The organism is Corynebacterium sp. USCH3, from assembly GCF_037619475.1.
Taxonomy (GTDB): Bacteria; Actinomycetota; Actinomycetes; order Mycobacteriales; family Mycobacteriaceae; genus Corynebacterium.
Genome location: NZ_JAQPZT010000002.1, coordinates 88,509 through 102,508 on the forward strand (window position 1 = coordinate 88,509; position 14,000 = coordinate 102,508).

General features: G+C 66.9%; 13 protein-coding genes. 6 read left to right on the forward strand and 7 right to left on the reverse strand.

Annotation, left to right across the window (positions count from 1 at the left end; translation table 11 throughout):
• Positions 1-64: 64 nt before the first annotated feature.
• Entirely contained in the window at positions 65-1,744 is a 1,680-nt protein-coding gene (locus PQI66_RS03690) for a hypothetical protein (RefSeq protein ID WP_339996135.1), read from the forward strand.
• A 23-nt stretch (positions 1,745-1,767) separates the two neighbouring features.
• Here PQI66_RS03690 and PQI66_RS03695 read toward each other — a convergent pair whose 3' ends face one another.
• Positions 1,768-2,286: a hypothetical protein gene (locus PQI66_RS03695; RefSeq protein WP_339996136.1), complete on the reverse strand. Its 519-nt coding sequence runs from the start codon at positions 2,284-2,286 to the stop codon at positions 1,768-1,770.
• The gene (locus tag PQI66_RS03700; protein WP_339996138.1) at positions 2,286-2,972 is read right to left on the reverse strand and encodes an Rv0361 family membrane protein; all 687 of its coding nucleotides are present in this window, start codon (positions 2,970-2,972) and stop codon (positions 2,286-2,288) included. The genes PQI66_RS03695 and PQI66_RS03700 overlap by 1 nt, the downstream gene beginning before the upstream one ends.
• A gap of 113 nt (positions 2,973-3,085) precedes the next feature.
• Between PQI66_RS03700 and PQI66_RS03705 the strand changes: the two genes are divergently transcribed.
• Genes PQI66_RS03705 through PQI66_RS03720 form a run of 4 tightly spaced genes read left to right on the forward strand, consistent with a single transcriptional unit; the run spans position 3,086 to position 5,973 of the window.
• On the forward strand, positions 3,086-3,625 hold the full coding sequence (locus PQI66_RS03705) for a TetR/AcrR family transcriptional regulator (RefSeq protein WP_339996140.1): 540 nt from the start codon (positions 3,086-3,088) through the stop codon (positions 3,623-3,625).
• A gap of 11 nt (positions 3,626-3,636) precedes the next feature.
• Positions 3,637-4,479, forward strand: a complete 843-nt coding sequence (locus tag PQI66_RS03710) for a BRCT domain-containing protein (protein WP_339996142.1) — start codon at positions 3,637-3,639, stop codon at positions 4,477-4,479.
• 16 nt (positions 4,480-4,495) lie between these two features.
• Positions 4,496-4,999, forward strand: a complete 504-nt coding sequence (locus tag PQI66_RS03715) for a hypothetical protein (protein WP_339996144.1) — start codon at positions 4,496-4,498, stop codon at positions 4,997-4,999.
• Entirely contained in the window at positions 4,996-5,973 is a 978-nt protein-coding gene (locus PQI66_RS03720; protein ID WP_339996145.1) for a GTP pyrophosphokinase, read from the forward strand. The genes PQI66_RS03715 and PQI66_RS03720 overlap by 4 nt, the downstream gene beginning before the upstream one ends.
• Here PQI66_RS03720 and PQI66_RS03725 read toward each other — a convergent pair.
• From PQI66_RS03725 to PQI66_RS03745, 5 genes are read right to left on the reverse strand one after another with little or no spacing between them, the layout of a single operon-like run.
• Complete coding sequence (locus tag PQI66_RS03725) at positions 5,955-6,311, reverse strand: RNA-binding S4 domain-containing protein (RefSeq protein WP_339996146.1); 357 nt, start codon at positions 6,309-6,311, stop codon at positions 5,955-5,957. The two genes, PQI66_RS03720 and PQI66_RS03725, sit on opposite strands and share 19 nt — an antisense overlap.
• Positions 6,312-6,314: 3 nt before the next feature.
• Positions 6,315-6,545, reverse strand: coding sequence for a hypothetical protein (locus PQI66_RS03730; protein WP_339996147.1), 231 nt, complete (start codon positions 6,543-6,545; stop codon positions 6,315-6,317).
• Positions 6,546-6,565: 20 nt separating this feature from the next.
• Positions 6,566-7,201 (reverse strand): IMPACT family protein, encoded by a 636-nt coding sequence (locus PQI66_RS03735; protein ID WP_339996149.1) that lies wholly within the window; start codon positions 7,199-7,201, stop codon positions 6,566-6,568.
• An 8-nt stretch (positions 7,202-7,209) separates the two neighbouring features.
• Positions 7,210-10,773: a DNA polymerase III subunit alpha gene (dnaE, locus tag PQI66_RS03740; RefSeq protein WP_339996151.1), complete on the reverse strand. Its 3,564-nt coding sequence runs from the start codon at positions 10,771-10,773 to the stop codon at positions 7,210-7,212.
• A gap of 33 nt (positions 10,774-10,806) precedes the next feature.
• On the reverse strand, positions 10,807-12,522 hold the full coding sequence (locus tag PQI66_RS03745; protein WP_339996153.1) for an ABC-F family ATP-binding cassette domain-containing protein: 1,716 nt from the start codon (positions 12,520-12,522) through the stop codon (positions 10,807-10,809).
• A gap of 368 nt (positions 12,523-12,890) precedes the next feature.
• Here PQI66_RS03745 and PQI66_RS03750 point away from each other — a divergent pair, with 368 nt between their 5' ends.
• Positions 12,891-13,997 (forward strand): ATP-binding protein, encoded by a 1,107-nt coding sequence (locus tag PQI66_RS03750; RefSeq protein WP_339996793.1) that lies wholly within the window; start codon positions 12,891-12,893, stop codon positions 13,995-13,997.
• Positions 13,998-14,000: the final 3 nt, after the last annotated feature.

Sequence of the window (14,000 nt, forward strand, 5' to 3'; positions counted from 1 at the left end):
AACGGGTAACGTGTTGTGATTCTAGCCCGTTACCACACTGAAGAAAGGACGGAGGGTCACCCTGGTGTCACCGCAGTCGTCACAGCCGTCGCTCGAGGACCTGCTGCAGGCGTCCGTCGCCGCAACGTCCGTCGGAGACCACGCCGCGAGCTGGCGTCTCACCAGTCAGTTCGGCACACAGCACTGGCTGTCGGACCCGGACACCGATCTCCCGACGGACGCTCCGGCGCACCTGCGGACCGAGTTCCACGTCCTGCACGCGGCGGTGGCCGACCGTCTCGAGCTCCACGAGGAGGCCGCCGAGGCGGTGTTCGAGTGGCGCCATCTCGCCAGGGACACCGGCGACCATGCCTCGGCGGTCCTCGCCAACTCCGCGCTGTGCCTGGTGGCGATGGTCGTGGAGTCCGACGGGGTCGACCTCGGCGCGCTGCCGCCCGCGGCCCACCTGCTCGAGGACCTGCAGGGCTCGGTCATGTCCTTCCGTCCCGTCCCGGAGGGCCCCACCGTCGCCGAGGACCCGACGATCACCGGCGACAGCCTGCCCCGGCACGAGGCGACGTGCCTGTCGCTCGCGGCGATGGGTGGGCTGACGTGCGCCACCTCGCTCGCCACGCCGGAGACCGCCCCGCTGCGCCCGGTGTTCCGGGAACTGGCGGACAGGTTCACCGTCGGATCGGTCTCCCCCGGTGACCGGGAGCTGACCCGTGCCCAGCAGTTGCACGCCGACGGGGAGGTCGAGGCTGCCGTCGAGGTCGCCTCGGGGATGCTGGCCTCGGAGTCCCCCACCACGCGGTATGAGGCACATGACCTGCTGGGCTACTTCGCGCTCACCTCCGACGACAGTGGCAGTCAGGCCGCGGTGCTGGAGCACTGGCGACAGTGTGCGGAGATCGCCCTGGAGCTCGGTGCGCCCCTGGAGGGGATGCACCGGGCGGAACAGGCGTGCCAGTTGCTCAATGCTGAGGGAGACTACGCCGAGGCCTACGACCTTGCGGTGCGCTTCGACGACGCAGCCGCCGGAGCCCCGGTCTCCCCTGCCGTGCTGAACCTGCGTGCTGTCCGGGCCCGTGCCGCGATCGGTGTCGGCAACCTGGACGAGGGACTGTCACTGGCGGTGGCGACGGCCGACTGGTCGATGTTCACCCCGGACAGCGAACGCACCCTGGCGTGCCTGACGATGGCGTGCGTCGCAGCCTCCACCTCCGGGCAGCATGTGGTGACCGCCGGTCTACTGGAACGCAGTTGTGCTCTGTACCGCGACCTCGACCGGCCGTTGGCTGCCGCGCAGGCGTTGCGTACCGGCGCGCGCGAGCACCTCAACGTCGGCGACACGTCGCGGGCGGTGGAGCTGATGGAACGCTCGCGCCGGATCCTGGAGGAGACGGACGACGACCCGATGCTCTCCTGGCACCTCGGCGACTGGAACGAGGATATGTCTGCGATCTGGGAGGACGCCGGTCGTGAGGATCTCGCGTTGGAGTACGCCACGCGTGCGGCAGAGTCATTCACCGAGGCGCGGGACCACAGCAGCGCCGCGATGAACTGGGTGGCGGCGGCCTCGTTGTACCTGGAGCGTGGGGAGGACTCGTCCTGTGACGTGGCCCTCGACCGCGCACACGGCGAGCTCCTCCTCGTGCCGGAGGAGACGATGCCGGAGGTCGACGACGGATTCGACGGCACCGAGGGACCTGAGGGATCTGTCTGGCAGGCGTACCGGGAACTCCGTCACCTGCGCGGGCAGTGACGGCAGACCGGCTCAGTGCGCGGTCACCGCTCGAAGGCGGTGTCCGGGGCGAAGAGTGAACAGGTCCAGTAGACCACGGCCGCGGCGGCGGGGGCGGCGAGGTAGCCGGCGGCTCCGGTGACCTGGGAGATGATGGTGACGTCCTGGCCGGGGCTGAGGTTGTCCGCCAGTCCGGCGGTGATGTCGGTGCCGTGCAAGGTGTCGGCGATCCAGTTGCCGAACAGCAGGAAGACCGCCGCACCGACGAAAGCCAGGGCGATCACGGCCAGCAGCATCACCGGGCCCCTCAGACGTGGTGAGCGCCAGAAGGACCACCCGGCGAGGATGCCCCCGAGCAGCCCGGTGGCCAGTGCGAAGACCGCGAAGGACAGGAAGGGGGCACCGGAGGTCGCCGGGTCAAGCTGGGCGGCGCCGGTGTCGGTGACCACGGCAGTCACCGCGGGGCGCCACCAGCCCCACAGCAGTCCGGAAATGCTGAAGACAGCCAGGAAGACCGTGAGGGTCTTCGCCGACTGTCCGATCAGTACGCGACGAGATGCCATCAGGCGATGCAGGTCCTCCACTGTCCGTCTTCACGGACGTAGTTCTTCGGCAGAGTCTGGCGGTTCCCGTTCATAGTCTGATCGAGATTAGCAGTTGCGCGGTCACCATTCACACGGATGTCATTGACGCCGTGAATGGTTGGGAGCGTACCCATTACCTCGCTGACCCGCTTCTGCCCCAGTTCACCGTTGGCGTCAGCGTCCTGCATGGCCGCTTCGCGGCCCCCCACGGTCTGGTCAAGATCGGCGTTACAGGTGTGTTCGTAAGTGTACCGGAGGTACTCACTGTAGGTACGATCCTCAGCGAACCCTCTTTCAAGCGCCGTGATCTGCGCAGCGTCATCGCCGACGGCGGGGTTGCCCGCGGGCGCGTTGGCGGGTTCGGGAGCAGGGGCACCCTCAGGGTTCTCGCCCTCGTTTCGGTCACCGTCGGGCTGGTCACCCGGTGCCGGTTCAGCGGACTCACTGGCGTCCGGCCGGGCAGACTCCGAAGCTTCCGAGGCCTCCGTCGACTCCTTCGCACTGGTGGACGCGGCGCCGGAGGAACTGCTCGTCGTGCTGGTGGCGGTACTGTCGCCGTCAGCATCGTCGGAGCCGCAGGCGGCCAGTGCCAGAGTCGTCGCAACGACCCCGGCGAGAACGGCCGTGGTGATTCCCGGCCGGTGGCCTGACACCCGTGGTGACATTCGTGGTTCCCTTCTCACGCTTGTTGTACAGCTACGACCCTACAACGTCGCCCGGACGCGGAACGTTAGCCACGGTCGTCGGCAAGGTGTGCCGGATCACTACACTGGGCGGGGTGCAGCTCAACCGCGACCGTATCCTCACCGCAGCCTTCGACATCCTCGCCGAGTTCGGCCTCGGCGACCTGACGATGCGACGGCTGGCACGCACCCTCGACGTCGCCCCCGGCGCCCTGTACTGGCATTTCCCGAGCAAGCAGGAGCTTCTCGGCGGCATCGCCGAACGCATCCTGGACGCTGTGTCGGCGGACACGGCGACACCGGTGCCCCAGCCTCAGTCCGACGCCTGGCGGGAGCGTACACGTGCCACGGCCTCCGCCCTGCTCGACCAGCTCCTGTCGGTACGCGACGGTGCCGAGGTCGTCGCCGCGGCGCTCGCCGCCGGTACGTCAGCGCACGATCCCGCCGCGACACTCGGCGACGCGTTGTCGGGGTCTCCGGCTCCGGACCGTGAACTGACCGGCTGGGTGTTGTCGCGGTACCTGCTGGGTGCGGCGACGGACGTGCAGACCGCGGAGGCGGCCGGGGCGACCCCCCGCACGGTCCCCCAGGTGCTCTCCGGGGTCGACCTCGTCCTCGACGGCGTCGCGAACTAGGATCGGACGTTATGAGCACCACGGCTGCAGCGCACACGGTCACCGCCCACGGGGCGGACATCACGGTGGACGGCGACGGGGTACGCGTCCGGAGAACCCCGATGGGGCAGACGCTGCTGCCGGCCGAACTCACGGTCGCCCCGGCGGACCTGCGTGGGTGGTACCACCACGCGCCGACCGACACGTCCCCCGGCTGGATCCAGTTCTCGATCACCGAGGCTCCCGACAACGCGGCCCTGCGCCCGGTCCGGGGTTTCCCCGCGACCCGCGGTGCGTCCGACGTCGTCGTCTTCGCTCCCGGTCAGCAGGACGAGTTCGGTGAGGTCCACCAGTTGCTGACCAACCTGCAGGCGGGTTTCCCGTTGGAGACGGCGCCTGCCTCCGCCGAGCCCGAATCTGCACCCGCAGCCTCCCCCACAGCCGGCGAGACGCAGCAGACCGCGGCTCCGTCGGAAAAATCGGCAACGTCGGCACAGTCGGCACCGCAGAAGACCTGGCAGCGCGTCGCGACCCCGGACACGGTTCCGGAGGCCAACACCGGGGCCGACGCGAACGGCCCGGTCTTCGGGCAGAACGTCACTGTCACCGGGGACTTCGCCCCGTACGAGAAGGGCGAGGTGTGGGACATGATCGCCGAGGCGGGGGCGACCGTGGGCAAGAACGTCACCAAGAAGACCACCCTGCTCGTCATCGGCGAGTGGGGGTCGGTGACCAGTAAGGAGAAGCGTGCCCGTGAGCTCAAGGAGAAGGGCCAGGACATCTCGTTGTGGAGTTTCGACGAGTTGCTCTCCGCCCTGGGAAAGTCGCGTCGGCCGGATCTCGACGACGTGAAGGGAACCTCCGCACCCTTCTAGGAGTCTCTCTACCGGTATGAACCGGAAACTCCATCTGCGCACCGTCCCCGTCGCCGACGACCACGACCCCTACGATCCCGGCGCCCTGGTCACCGTGCCTCTGGGAGGAGGGCTCGGCGCCACCGTCCACGACGGTGCGCGGCCGCTCACGGTCGGCGACCTGACGACGGTGGGGGCCAGCGCCTCACTGTTGTGGCAGAACACCGCCACCGGGATGCTCGCCGTTCTCGGGGAGCTCTCCGTCGTCCACGGCACGGCTCTCCGGCACCGTGACGTCGGTGCCGGGGTCAGGGAGATCGCCGTGATCGGCGACCCCTTTCCCGCGGCCGGACTGGTCTCCCACCCGCTGCTCGCGCTGCCCACGTCACGCATCCTCACCGTCGGCCCGTCCCCCACCCCGTTCTTCGTCACACCGGACCAGCGGTTGTTCATCTCCACCGGTGCCGTTCCCCCGGTGGACTGCACCGGACCTCTCGACATCTCGGCCGGCCACTGTCAGACGCTAGAGTCGGTGCCATGAAAGATTCCACCGTCCTGCGCGATTTCGACACGTGGCTCGCCGACCACCCCACCGTGGTCACGGACATCCAGAAGGTCCTCTCCGACGAACTCTCTGACGCCGGTATCGCCTTCGACCAGGTCTCGGTGCGCATCAAGGACCGCGGCAGTTACCTGGCGAAGATCCACGACTCCCTGCATCCCGACTACCGTGACTTCGCTTCCGCCTACGACGTCCTGGGGGTGCGGGTCACGGTCTACACCACCTCGGACATCCTGCTGCTTGTGGGGGTGATGCGCAGTCTCTTCGACGTGGTCTCCGTGACCGACAAGTCCGCCCAGACCGCGGACCGGGGCGAGTTCGGCTACGCGTCCTCCCACGTCATCGCCCGGGTCACCAGTTCCACCATGCCGTCTCTGACGGACCTGGAGGGCAGGCTTGTCGAGATCCAGATCAGGACGGTGCTGCAGCACGCGTGGGCGGAGTTCGAGCACGATGTCCGTTACAAGAACCCGGGCCACGAGATCAGTCCGGAGGTCCACCGCGCCTTCACGCTCGCCGCAGGGCTGATTGAACTCGCTGACCAGCAGTTCGACACGATCGTCCGCGCCACCAGCACCGACGAGAGTGCGACCGATGACACCGAACTCACCGCCACCATGCTGCCCGGTGTGCTGACGATGCTCGTGGGCAACGGGTACCCCATGTCCAAGGCCGACTACTACCGGTTCGCCGTGGACATGCTCGCGGCGAACGGTGTGACGACCATCGGCGAGCTCAGCGCCCTGTGCACACCGGAAGCCCTGGCGCAGCTGCAGGAGACTGTCGGCTACGGCTATCCCCCGGGGCAGGTCCGCCTCATCGACGACCTGCTGTTGTTCACCTACGGTCGCGACCACATCCGCCGGACCGTGCACATCGGCGACCACACGTCGTCGCGCCCGGGCAGGTTGGGGAACCGGTGGCAGAGGATGGGTCAGCGACCGCGCAACTGATCGATCTGGCGGCGTTCACGTTTGGTCGGCCGACCGGCACCCCTGTCCCTGCGTGGAATGGAGGCCAGGACTTCTTTCGGCGGGGGCGGCGGCGAGTGGTCCACGTAGCATTCCCGTGCCCGTGGCGGACCGACCCGTTTCGACACCAGTTCGGTGACTTCGACGACGTGCTCGCGGTGGTTCACCCAGGCGCGCACACGGTCCCCGACCGCGACGGTCTGGGCGGGTTTCACTGAGACGTCGTTGAGTTTCACGTGCCCGGCACGGCAGGCCTCAGCGGCGGCCGACCGGGTCTTGTACAGGCGGACGGCCCACACCCAGGCGTCGATCCGGGTCACCGGTCACCACTGGTCCTTGTGGTTGAGCACCTCACGGACCTTCACCACGTTCCATCCCAGGACCACGAGCGAGACCACGGCGATGGTGAAGAAGAAACCGGAGGCGACCCCCAGGATGCCGAGGATTCCCCCGGCCACCGCGATCCCCCCGGACACCTGGATCGACCGCGACCGTTTACGGACGTCGGCCTTACGACGGGCAACGGGATTGTCGGAGTAGTTGTCCATGGTCATGGGCGCGATTCTACCCCGGTTCACCCCACCGTGACGTCGTCCCAGCGGGACCCGTCCCGTACAACTTCCAGAGTTCCGCCTGAGATCTCCCTGACAACGCCACCGGGGTCCTCTCCGGCCGCCACAGTGAGGGTCAACGTCACCGTCTGTCCGTAGGACGCCTCGACGCCGAATCCGCGTCCCCGGAGTTCCGCCTCGATCTTGCCCGCCTCCCCGTGGCCGACGTCCAGCGTCCAGAGGTCCCGGGGTTCGCGTCGCCTGACCGCGACCTCGTCCAGGACGGCACGGGTGGCGTCCTGGTAGGCACGCACAAGTCCACCGGTACCCAGTTTCACCCCGCCGAAGTAACGCACCACGACCACGGCGACGTCCTGCAGTCCGGAGCCACGCACCACCTCGAGCATCGGCTGGCCGGCGGTGCCTGCCGGCTCGCCGTCGTCACTGGATCGTTCCACGGGGTTGGCCCCGTCGACGTGCAGGATGTAGGCACTGCAGTGGTGGCGGGCGTCGGGGAACTGCGCCCGGATCCCGGCGAGGAACGTCCGGGCGGCGTCCTCGTCGACCACCCGGGCGGCACAGGCGATGAACCGCGACCGCTTGACCTCGGTCTCCGCGACCGGACGATCATCGGCGGGACGCAGGTACGGTCGGCTCACCGGCTCGGTCACCCGAGCACGCCGGCCCAGGTCGACGCCTTGAGGTCACCCATCAACGACGACGTCCGGGAGACCCGGAGGTCCGGCGGCAGCATGTACTGCAGTTCCTCGGTGCCGTCGGTGAGGGTGAGGTAGACGTCGGAGTCACCGCGGTTGTTGTGCAGCACGCCCTTGAGCCGGTCCATGTTGTCCGGGGTGCACTGGTCGAGCCGCATCCGCAGCCGCAACGGCACTCCCGCGCCTGCGCCGACGGAGAGCTCGGCGAGTTTGAGGTCATTGCAGAACAGGCTGGTGCGGTCGTCGCGGATGCTCACCTCAGCCTGGGCGAGAATGATGTTGTCCTCGGCGATCATCGGGGCGACCATCGAGTAGGTGCGGGAGAAGCACAGCAGTTCAATCTGTGCGCCGTGCTGGTCCTCGATCGTGACGATCGCCCACGGGTTTCCCTTCTTGTCGACGCGGCGGTCCACGCTGGAGATGATGCCACCGACCTTGATGGTGCGCTTGTCCGGCAACTCACCGGAGATCACCGTGGTCAAAGGCGTGTCGATCTGCGAGTCCAGTGATGCCTCGAACCCGTCGAGCGGGTGGCCGGAGACATAGAGACCGAGCATCTCGCGCTCCAGGGTGAGCTCGTGCTTGCGTTCCCAGTGCTGGTCGGGGACCTCGACCTTGAAGGCGTCGTCCTCCACTGCGTCGAGCCCGGAGAACAGGTCGTACTGACCGCGGGCGGCGGCCTTCTTGGTGGAGGTGACGGAGTCCACGGCGTCCTCGAAGACCAGCATCAGGCCCTTGCGGGGGTGCCCGAGGGAGTCGAAGGCCCCCGCCTTGATCAACGATTCGGTGACCCGCTTGTTGCAGGCGGTGGCGTCGATCTTGTCGAGGTAGTCGGAGAAGTCGGAGAACGACGTCTTCTCCTTGCGTGTCGCCACGATCGAGTCGACGACGTCCTCGCCGACGTTGCGCACGGCCCCCAGCCCGAAACGGATGTCCTGGCCGACCGGCTTGAAGGTGTAGTCCGACTCGTTGACATCCGGGGACAGGACCTTGATGCCCAGGTGACGGCAGTCGGCGAGGTAGATCGCGGACTTGTCCTTCTTGTCCGCCACCGAGGTCAGCAGGGCCGCCATGTATTCGGCGGTGTAGTGCTCCTTGAGGTAGGCGGTCCAGAAGCTGACCAGACCGTAACCGGCGGCGTGGGACTTGTTGAACGCGTAGCCGGCGAACGGGAGGATCGTGTCCCACAGTGTCTTGATCGCTTCACCGGAGAATCCGTTCTCCTTCATTCCGGCCTCGAAGTTGGCGAACTCCTTGGCCAGCACCTCCGGCTTCTTCTTGCCCATGGCCTTGCGGAACCCGTCGGCCTGGCCGGCGGTGTAGTTCGCGACCTTCTGCGAGATCCTCATGATCTGCTCCTGGTACACGATCAGACCGTAGGTCTCCTCGAGGATCTCCTCGAGCGCGTCGGCGAGTTCCGGGTGGATGGGTTCGATGGGCTTGCGACCGTTCTTACGGTCGGCGTAGTCCCAGTGCGCACCCACGCCCATCGGGCCGGGCCGGTACAGCGCCAGGGCGGCGACGATGTCGTTGAAGCCGGTCGGCTTCATCCGCTTCAGCAGTTCCTGCATACCACCGGAGTCGAGCTGGAAGATGCCGAGTGTGTCACCACGGGCCAGCAGTTCATAGGACTGCGGGTCATCGGTGGTCAGTCCCTCGAGGTCGAGGTCCTCGTCCCGGTTCTTCTTGATGTTCTCGATGCAGTCGCCGATGACGGTGAGGTTGCGTAGCCCCAGGAAATCCATCTTCAGCAGCCCGATGGCCTCGCACGCCGGGTAGGGCCAACCGGTGATGATCGCACCGTCCTGCTGACGCTTCCACATCGGGATGTGGTCGAGCAACGGGACGGATGCCATGATCACCGCACAGGCGTGCACACCGGCCTGGCGGACCACGCCCTCCAGACCGAGGGCGTCGTCGTAGATCTCCTTGACGACGGGGTCCGTCTCGATGAGGGTGCGGATCTCCGCGGCCTCCTGGTACCGGTCGTGGTTGGGGTCCATGATCCCGGAGAGCGGGATGTCCTTGGCCGCCTGCGCCGGCGGCAGGGTCTTGGTGATGCGGTCGGCGATCTGGAAACCGGGCTGACCGTGGTGGGCCCGGGCGGCGTCCTTCAGCGCCTGCTTGGTCTTCACCGTGCCGAAGGTGATCACCTGGGCCACCTTGTCCTGGCCCCAGTTGTCGGCGGCGTAGCGGATCATCTCACCGCGACGCCGGTCGTCGAAGTCGATGTCGATATCCGGTGCCGAGGGGCGCTCCGGGTTGAGGAACCGCTCGAACATCAGACCGTGGTCGATCGGGTCGATGTTGGTGATCGTCAGCGCGTAGGCGACCAGTGCGCCGGCGGCGGAACCACGACCGGGGCCCACACGGATGCCGATGGACCGGGCGTGCTTGATCAGGTCGGCGACGACGAGGAAGTAGGACGGGTAGCCCTTCATGTCGATGACGTCGATCTCGTACTCGGCGCGGTCGAGGTACTCCTTCGGCACCTCTCCCCCGTGGAAGCGCTCCTTGAGTCCGTCGTGGACCTCATGGCGCAGCCAGGTGGTGGGGGTGTGTCCCTCCGGGACGTCGTAGTTCGGCATCCGGTCGTGGGTGTGTTCCTCCCACAGTTCGCCGTAGTCCTGGACCCGCTCGGCGATCCAGAGGGTGTTGTCGCAGCCGTCGGGGACGATCGGGTCCCAGTAGTTGCGCAGTTCCTCGGCGGGCTTGATGTAGTAGCCGTCGCCGGAGAAGGCGAAACGGCGCCCGCCCTCGTCGAGGGTGGGCTCGTCCATGGTGGCACCGGTCTGCACGCACAGCATGACCTCGTGCGGCTTGGCCTGTTTCTGCAGCACGTAGTGGCAGTCGTTGGTGACCAGCGGTGGCAGCTCGAGCTTCTGCCCGATCTCGAGAAGCTGGTCACGCACGCGCTTCTCGATCTCGAGGCCGTGGTCCATGAGCTCGAGGAAGTAGTTGTCCTTGCCGTAGATGTCCTGCCACATCGCGGCGGCCTCGAGAGCCTTGTCGAACTGGCCGAGGCGCAGACGGGTCTGCACGTCGCCCGACGGGCAACCGGTGGTGGCGATGATCCCTTCGGCATGCTCGGCGACGATCTCCGCGTCCATACGCGGGTACTTCGAGACCTGCCCCTCGTAGCTGGCCAGGGAGGACAGCCGGAACAGGTTGCGCAGGCCCGTGGCGTTCTCCGCCATCATTGTCTGGTGCAGGTAGTAGCCACCGCCGGCGACGTCGTCACGCTTCTGCTCGGGCTCACCCCATTTGACGCGGTCCTTGATGAGTCGGGACTCGGGTGCCATGTAGCACTCGATGCCGATGATGGGTTTCACGCCGGCACCGGTCATCGCGCGGTAGAAGGCGTCGGAGCCGAACATGTTGCCGTGGTCGGTCATGCCGACCGCGGGCATCCCCTGGCGCGAGACCTCTTCGGCGAGCAGGTCCACCTTCGCCATCCCGTCGAGCATGGAGTACTCGGTGTGGTTGTGCAGGTGGACGAAGGAGGACTTCTTCATGGGGGTCAGTCTACCGGTGGTGGCAAGTCGGGCTCAGGCGTCTGGGACGCACAGTCCTCCCGGGCGGACGTGGAGGTGCCTCGTGCCGGTGTCGGAGGCGGTGCACTGTCTCCATCTGCGGTCGTGGGTGACGGTGAGGACCGCGCCGTCGTACTCCGCGAGCGCAGCCTCGAGCTGTTCGACGAGCTCGGGTGCGAGGTGGTTGGTCGGCTCGTCGAGGAACAGCACGTCGGTGGGCGCCGCGAGTGCGACGGAGATCTCGTATCGCCTCACCTGGCCGATGGACAGTTCGGACAGCGGCCGGGGTAGATCCTCCCGCTGAAACAGCCCGAACGACACTAGCCGGTCGGACGCGTCGTCGAGGTAGTCCCCCGTCGCCTCCGCGAACGCCTGCTGAAGGGTCTGTGGCTTCCCGGCGAGGAGTTCCTGTCGCAACCAGGCGGACCTCAGCCCGTGCCGGTGTGACACTGTTCCACACCCAGGGACCAGTTCCCCGGCAAGGACCCGGAGCAGGGTCGTCTTCCCTGCTCCGTTGGGACCGGTGATGAGGATCCGGTCTGACGTCCCGACGATCAGCTCATCGAGAACCAGGCGGGGCCCGTCACCGGTGCCGAGCCGTACGCCACGAGCCGCGATAGCCGGCTCGTCTCCACTTTCCGTCCAGCGTCCGACCTCCGACGGTGGTGTGAAGCGGAGCGGCTCGGCTGGCGGCGGCGCGGGGTCGGCGAGCAATCGGGACACCTGCGCCTTCGCCATCCGGATTCTGCCGCTGGCACCGTGGTCGCGCCCCCGCGCGCGGAACGCGCCGTGTCCGAACCCCGACTTCTCCATCCTGCGGGGGATCGCGTCCATCCGGAAGGCGATGGTGGCGATGAGCGCCTCGTTGCGAGCGAGATCCCGCAACCAGACCTCGTGCTCAGCGCGAAGGCGCTTCCGCTGCACCTCCCGAGCGGTGAGGAACCCCTGGTACCCGTCTCCGTACCGGCGCAGCATCCCGTCGTCGACGTGGACGATGTCCGTCGCGAACCGGTCGAGGAAGGCCCGATCGTGCGTCACGACGATCATGGACCCCCGGTGCGCGTCGAGGCGGGCCTCCAGCCATGCGAGCGCATCGTCATCGAGATCATTGGTCGGTTCATCGAGCAGCAGCAGTTCAGCCTCGGCCGACAACGCCGCCGCGAGCGCAAGCCGGGCCCGCTCGCCGCCCGAGAGCGAATGAACCCGCTGAGCACGGTCGACACGTCCGAGCCCGAGCTGCTCCACCGCCTCAGTGACGCGTTGGTCGACGGCGTAACCGTCACGCGCCTCGAACGTGTCCGTCGCCCTGCCGAGTTCAGCCAGCAGAGCAGGCTGTTCTTCATCGCTCGCCCGGCTGAGGCGTGTCGACAGATCACTGATCGCCGACTCCAGGTGCCGCACCTCGACCAGGAGCGTGTCGAGAGCGTCGGCGACGGAGGCGTCCTCGTCGAACCGGGGATGCTGCTCGGCCAGTGCAAGGCCGCCGGGGAGAACGACCGAGCGTTCGCCGGCCGCGAGTGGCACGGATCCGGCGAGCATTCCGAGCAGAGTCGATTTGCCCGCGCCGTTGTCGCCGATGACGGCGATGCGTTCCTTCGGCCCGATGATCAGGTCGACGTCGTCGAGGACGGTGCGTTCCGCGAAGCGGACGGTGCCGCCGCGGATCTCGCAGGTCCTCCGCGGCCCGGACGAGGGGCCGGTGGACATGGGTGATTCAGGGGCATGAGTCATGGAAAAACTCCTCACCGACAGCACGGGTCAACCAGTGCCGTCTGGTGGTGTGCGCGCCGCAAGGCGCGCAGATGAACGGGGTCAACTCACGCCCGGCGCAGTCACGTCCGACGTGCTGAGGACCCACCGCGGAGCCAACTCGACGCGGTGTCCCGTTCTACAAGATCAGTGTTCCCATGGCCCTGAGCGTAGCAGGAGACGAAGGTGGGGTCACCCCCGTTCAGACAGCCGACGGTGCTCTACGGTGCAATACCTGCTCTACCGTGCTATACATCCGATTTTTTGCTATACACGCTATACTTTGCTCTATGCGTGCTCCCTCCGTACGAACCCCGAACCCCTACACTCCAGGATTCAACCAGGCCCCGATGGTATTCGCTGGACGTGGCGAGGTTATCGACGCTGCCGCAGAGGCACTCGAGGTCGCGGCATTCGACGGGAGAACCCCTCGTCCTCTCATCTTGGTGGGCCCCCGTGGCGTCGGAAAAACAGTGACACTCGGTGAGATATCCCACGTCGCCGCCGAACAGCACTCCTGGCCCACTGTGCATGTCGAGGCGAAGTCTGCGGGCATACTCACCGAACTCGTGGACAAGCTCCGCGCCGTCAGAAGCGCCTTCGGCGGCACTGTCCCGCGAGATAAATCTGGAAGGAAGTCGATCACGGGTGCGACGTTCCAGGCGAGCGCCTTCGGCATCGGTGCTGGGGTTGACATCTCGACATCGGACAAACAGCAGGTCACCAGCCTGGCTGAGGAATTTCGCACGACGATGACGATTGCGCATTCCCGGACCAGCGGACTACTTCTCACCCTCGATGAGCTTCAGAACGCCAGCCCCAAAGATCTCCATGAGCTGGGCGGGGCCCTACAGGAGATCGTGCCCGAGAACTGGCCACTTGTCGTCGCGGTGGCGGCGCTCCCGTCCTTGCGTGAGACGCGTGGCAGCCGTCTCCCCACGTACCTGGAACGCGCGGAGTGGCATTCGCTCGATTCATTGCCGGAACCCGATGCACGTGACGCACTCACCGGGCCGGCAGAACAGTCTGGCCGACCGCTTCAGACAGATGCCACCGACACCTTGTTGTCAATGTCCGGCGGATACCCCTACGAGATCCAAGTCGCCGGCCATTTCGCCTGGCGCGCCTCCCACGGCAGCACGACCATCACTGCGGAGCACGTCGCGAAGGCCACGCCGAGAATCCAGGCAGATCTTGAGCAATTGTTCACCAGCCGGTGGGAAGACGCGAGCGGCAGGGAGCGAGAATATCTCGTCGCGCTGGCCACTGCCGAGGTCATTGACGACGAACCCAACGGCGGAGACGTCGCGAAGGTCCTCGGGGAACCGGTACGCTCGGTCAGCTATCTTCGTGAACGGCTGATTAAGAAGGGCACCATCTACCGCAGCCCCACCGGAGGACTGCACTTCATCACCCCGGGAATGGGCGACTGGATCCGTCGCCAGCAGAAGCACTGACGG

What these genes read in the sequence shown, in the direction of transcription:
- PQI66_RS03710 (WP_339996142.1), top strand. Translation starts at nt 3,637, where the DNA reads ATGAGCACCACGGCTGCAGCGCACACGGTCACCGCCCACGGGGCGGAC.
- PQI66_RS03745 (WP_339996153.1), bottom strand. Translation starts at nt 12,522, where the DNA reads ATGACTCATGCCCCTGAATCACCCATGTCCACCGGCCCCTCGTCCGGG.
- PQI66_RS03720 (WP_339996145.1), top strand. Translation starts at nt 4,996, where the DNA reads ATGAAAGATTCCACCGTCCTGCGCGATTTCGACACGTGGCTCGCCGAC.
- PQI66_RS03730 (WP_339996147.1), bottom strand. Translation starts at nt 6,545, where the DNA reads ATGACCATGGACAACTACTCCGACAATCCCGTTGCCCGTCGTAAGGCC.
- PQI66_RS03750 (WP_339996793.1), top strand. Translation starts at nt 12,891, where the DNA reads ATGGTATTCGCTGGACGTGGCGAGGTTATCGACGCTGCCGCAGAGGCA.
- PQI66_RS03695 (WP_339996136.1), bottom strand. Translation starts at nt 2,286, where the DNA reads ATGGCATCTCGTCGCGTACTGATCGGACAGTCGGCGAAGACCCTCACG.
- PQI66_RS03700 (WP_339996138.1), bottom strand. Translation starts at nt 2,972, where the DNA reads ATGTCACCACGGGTGTCAGGCCACCGGCCGGGAATCACCACGGCCGTT.
- dnaE (WP_339996151.1), bottom strand. Translation starts at nt 10,773, where the DNA reads ATGAAGAAGTCCTCCTTCGTCCACCTGCACAACCACACCGAGTACTCC.
- PQI66_RS03715 (WP_339996144.1), top strand. Translation starts at nt 4,496, where the DNA reads ATGAACCGGAAACTCCATCTGCGCACCGTCCCCGTCGCCGACGACCAC.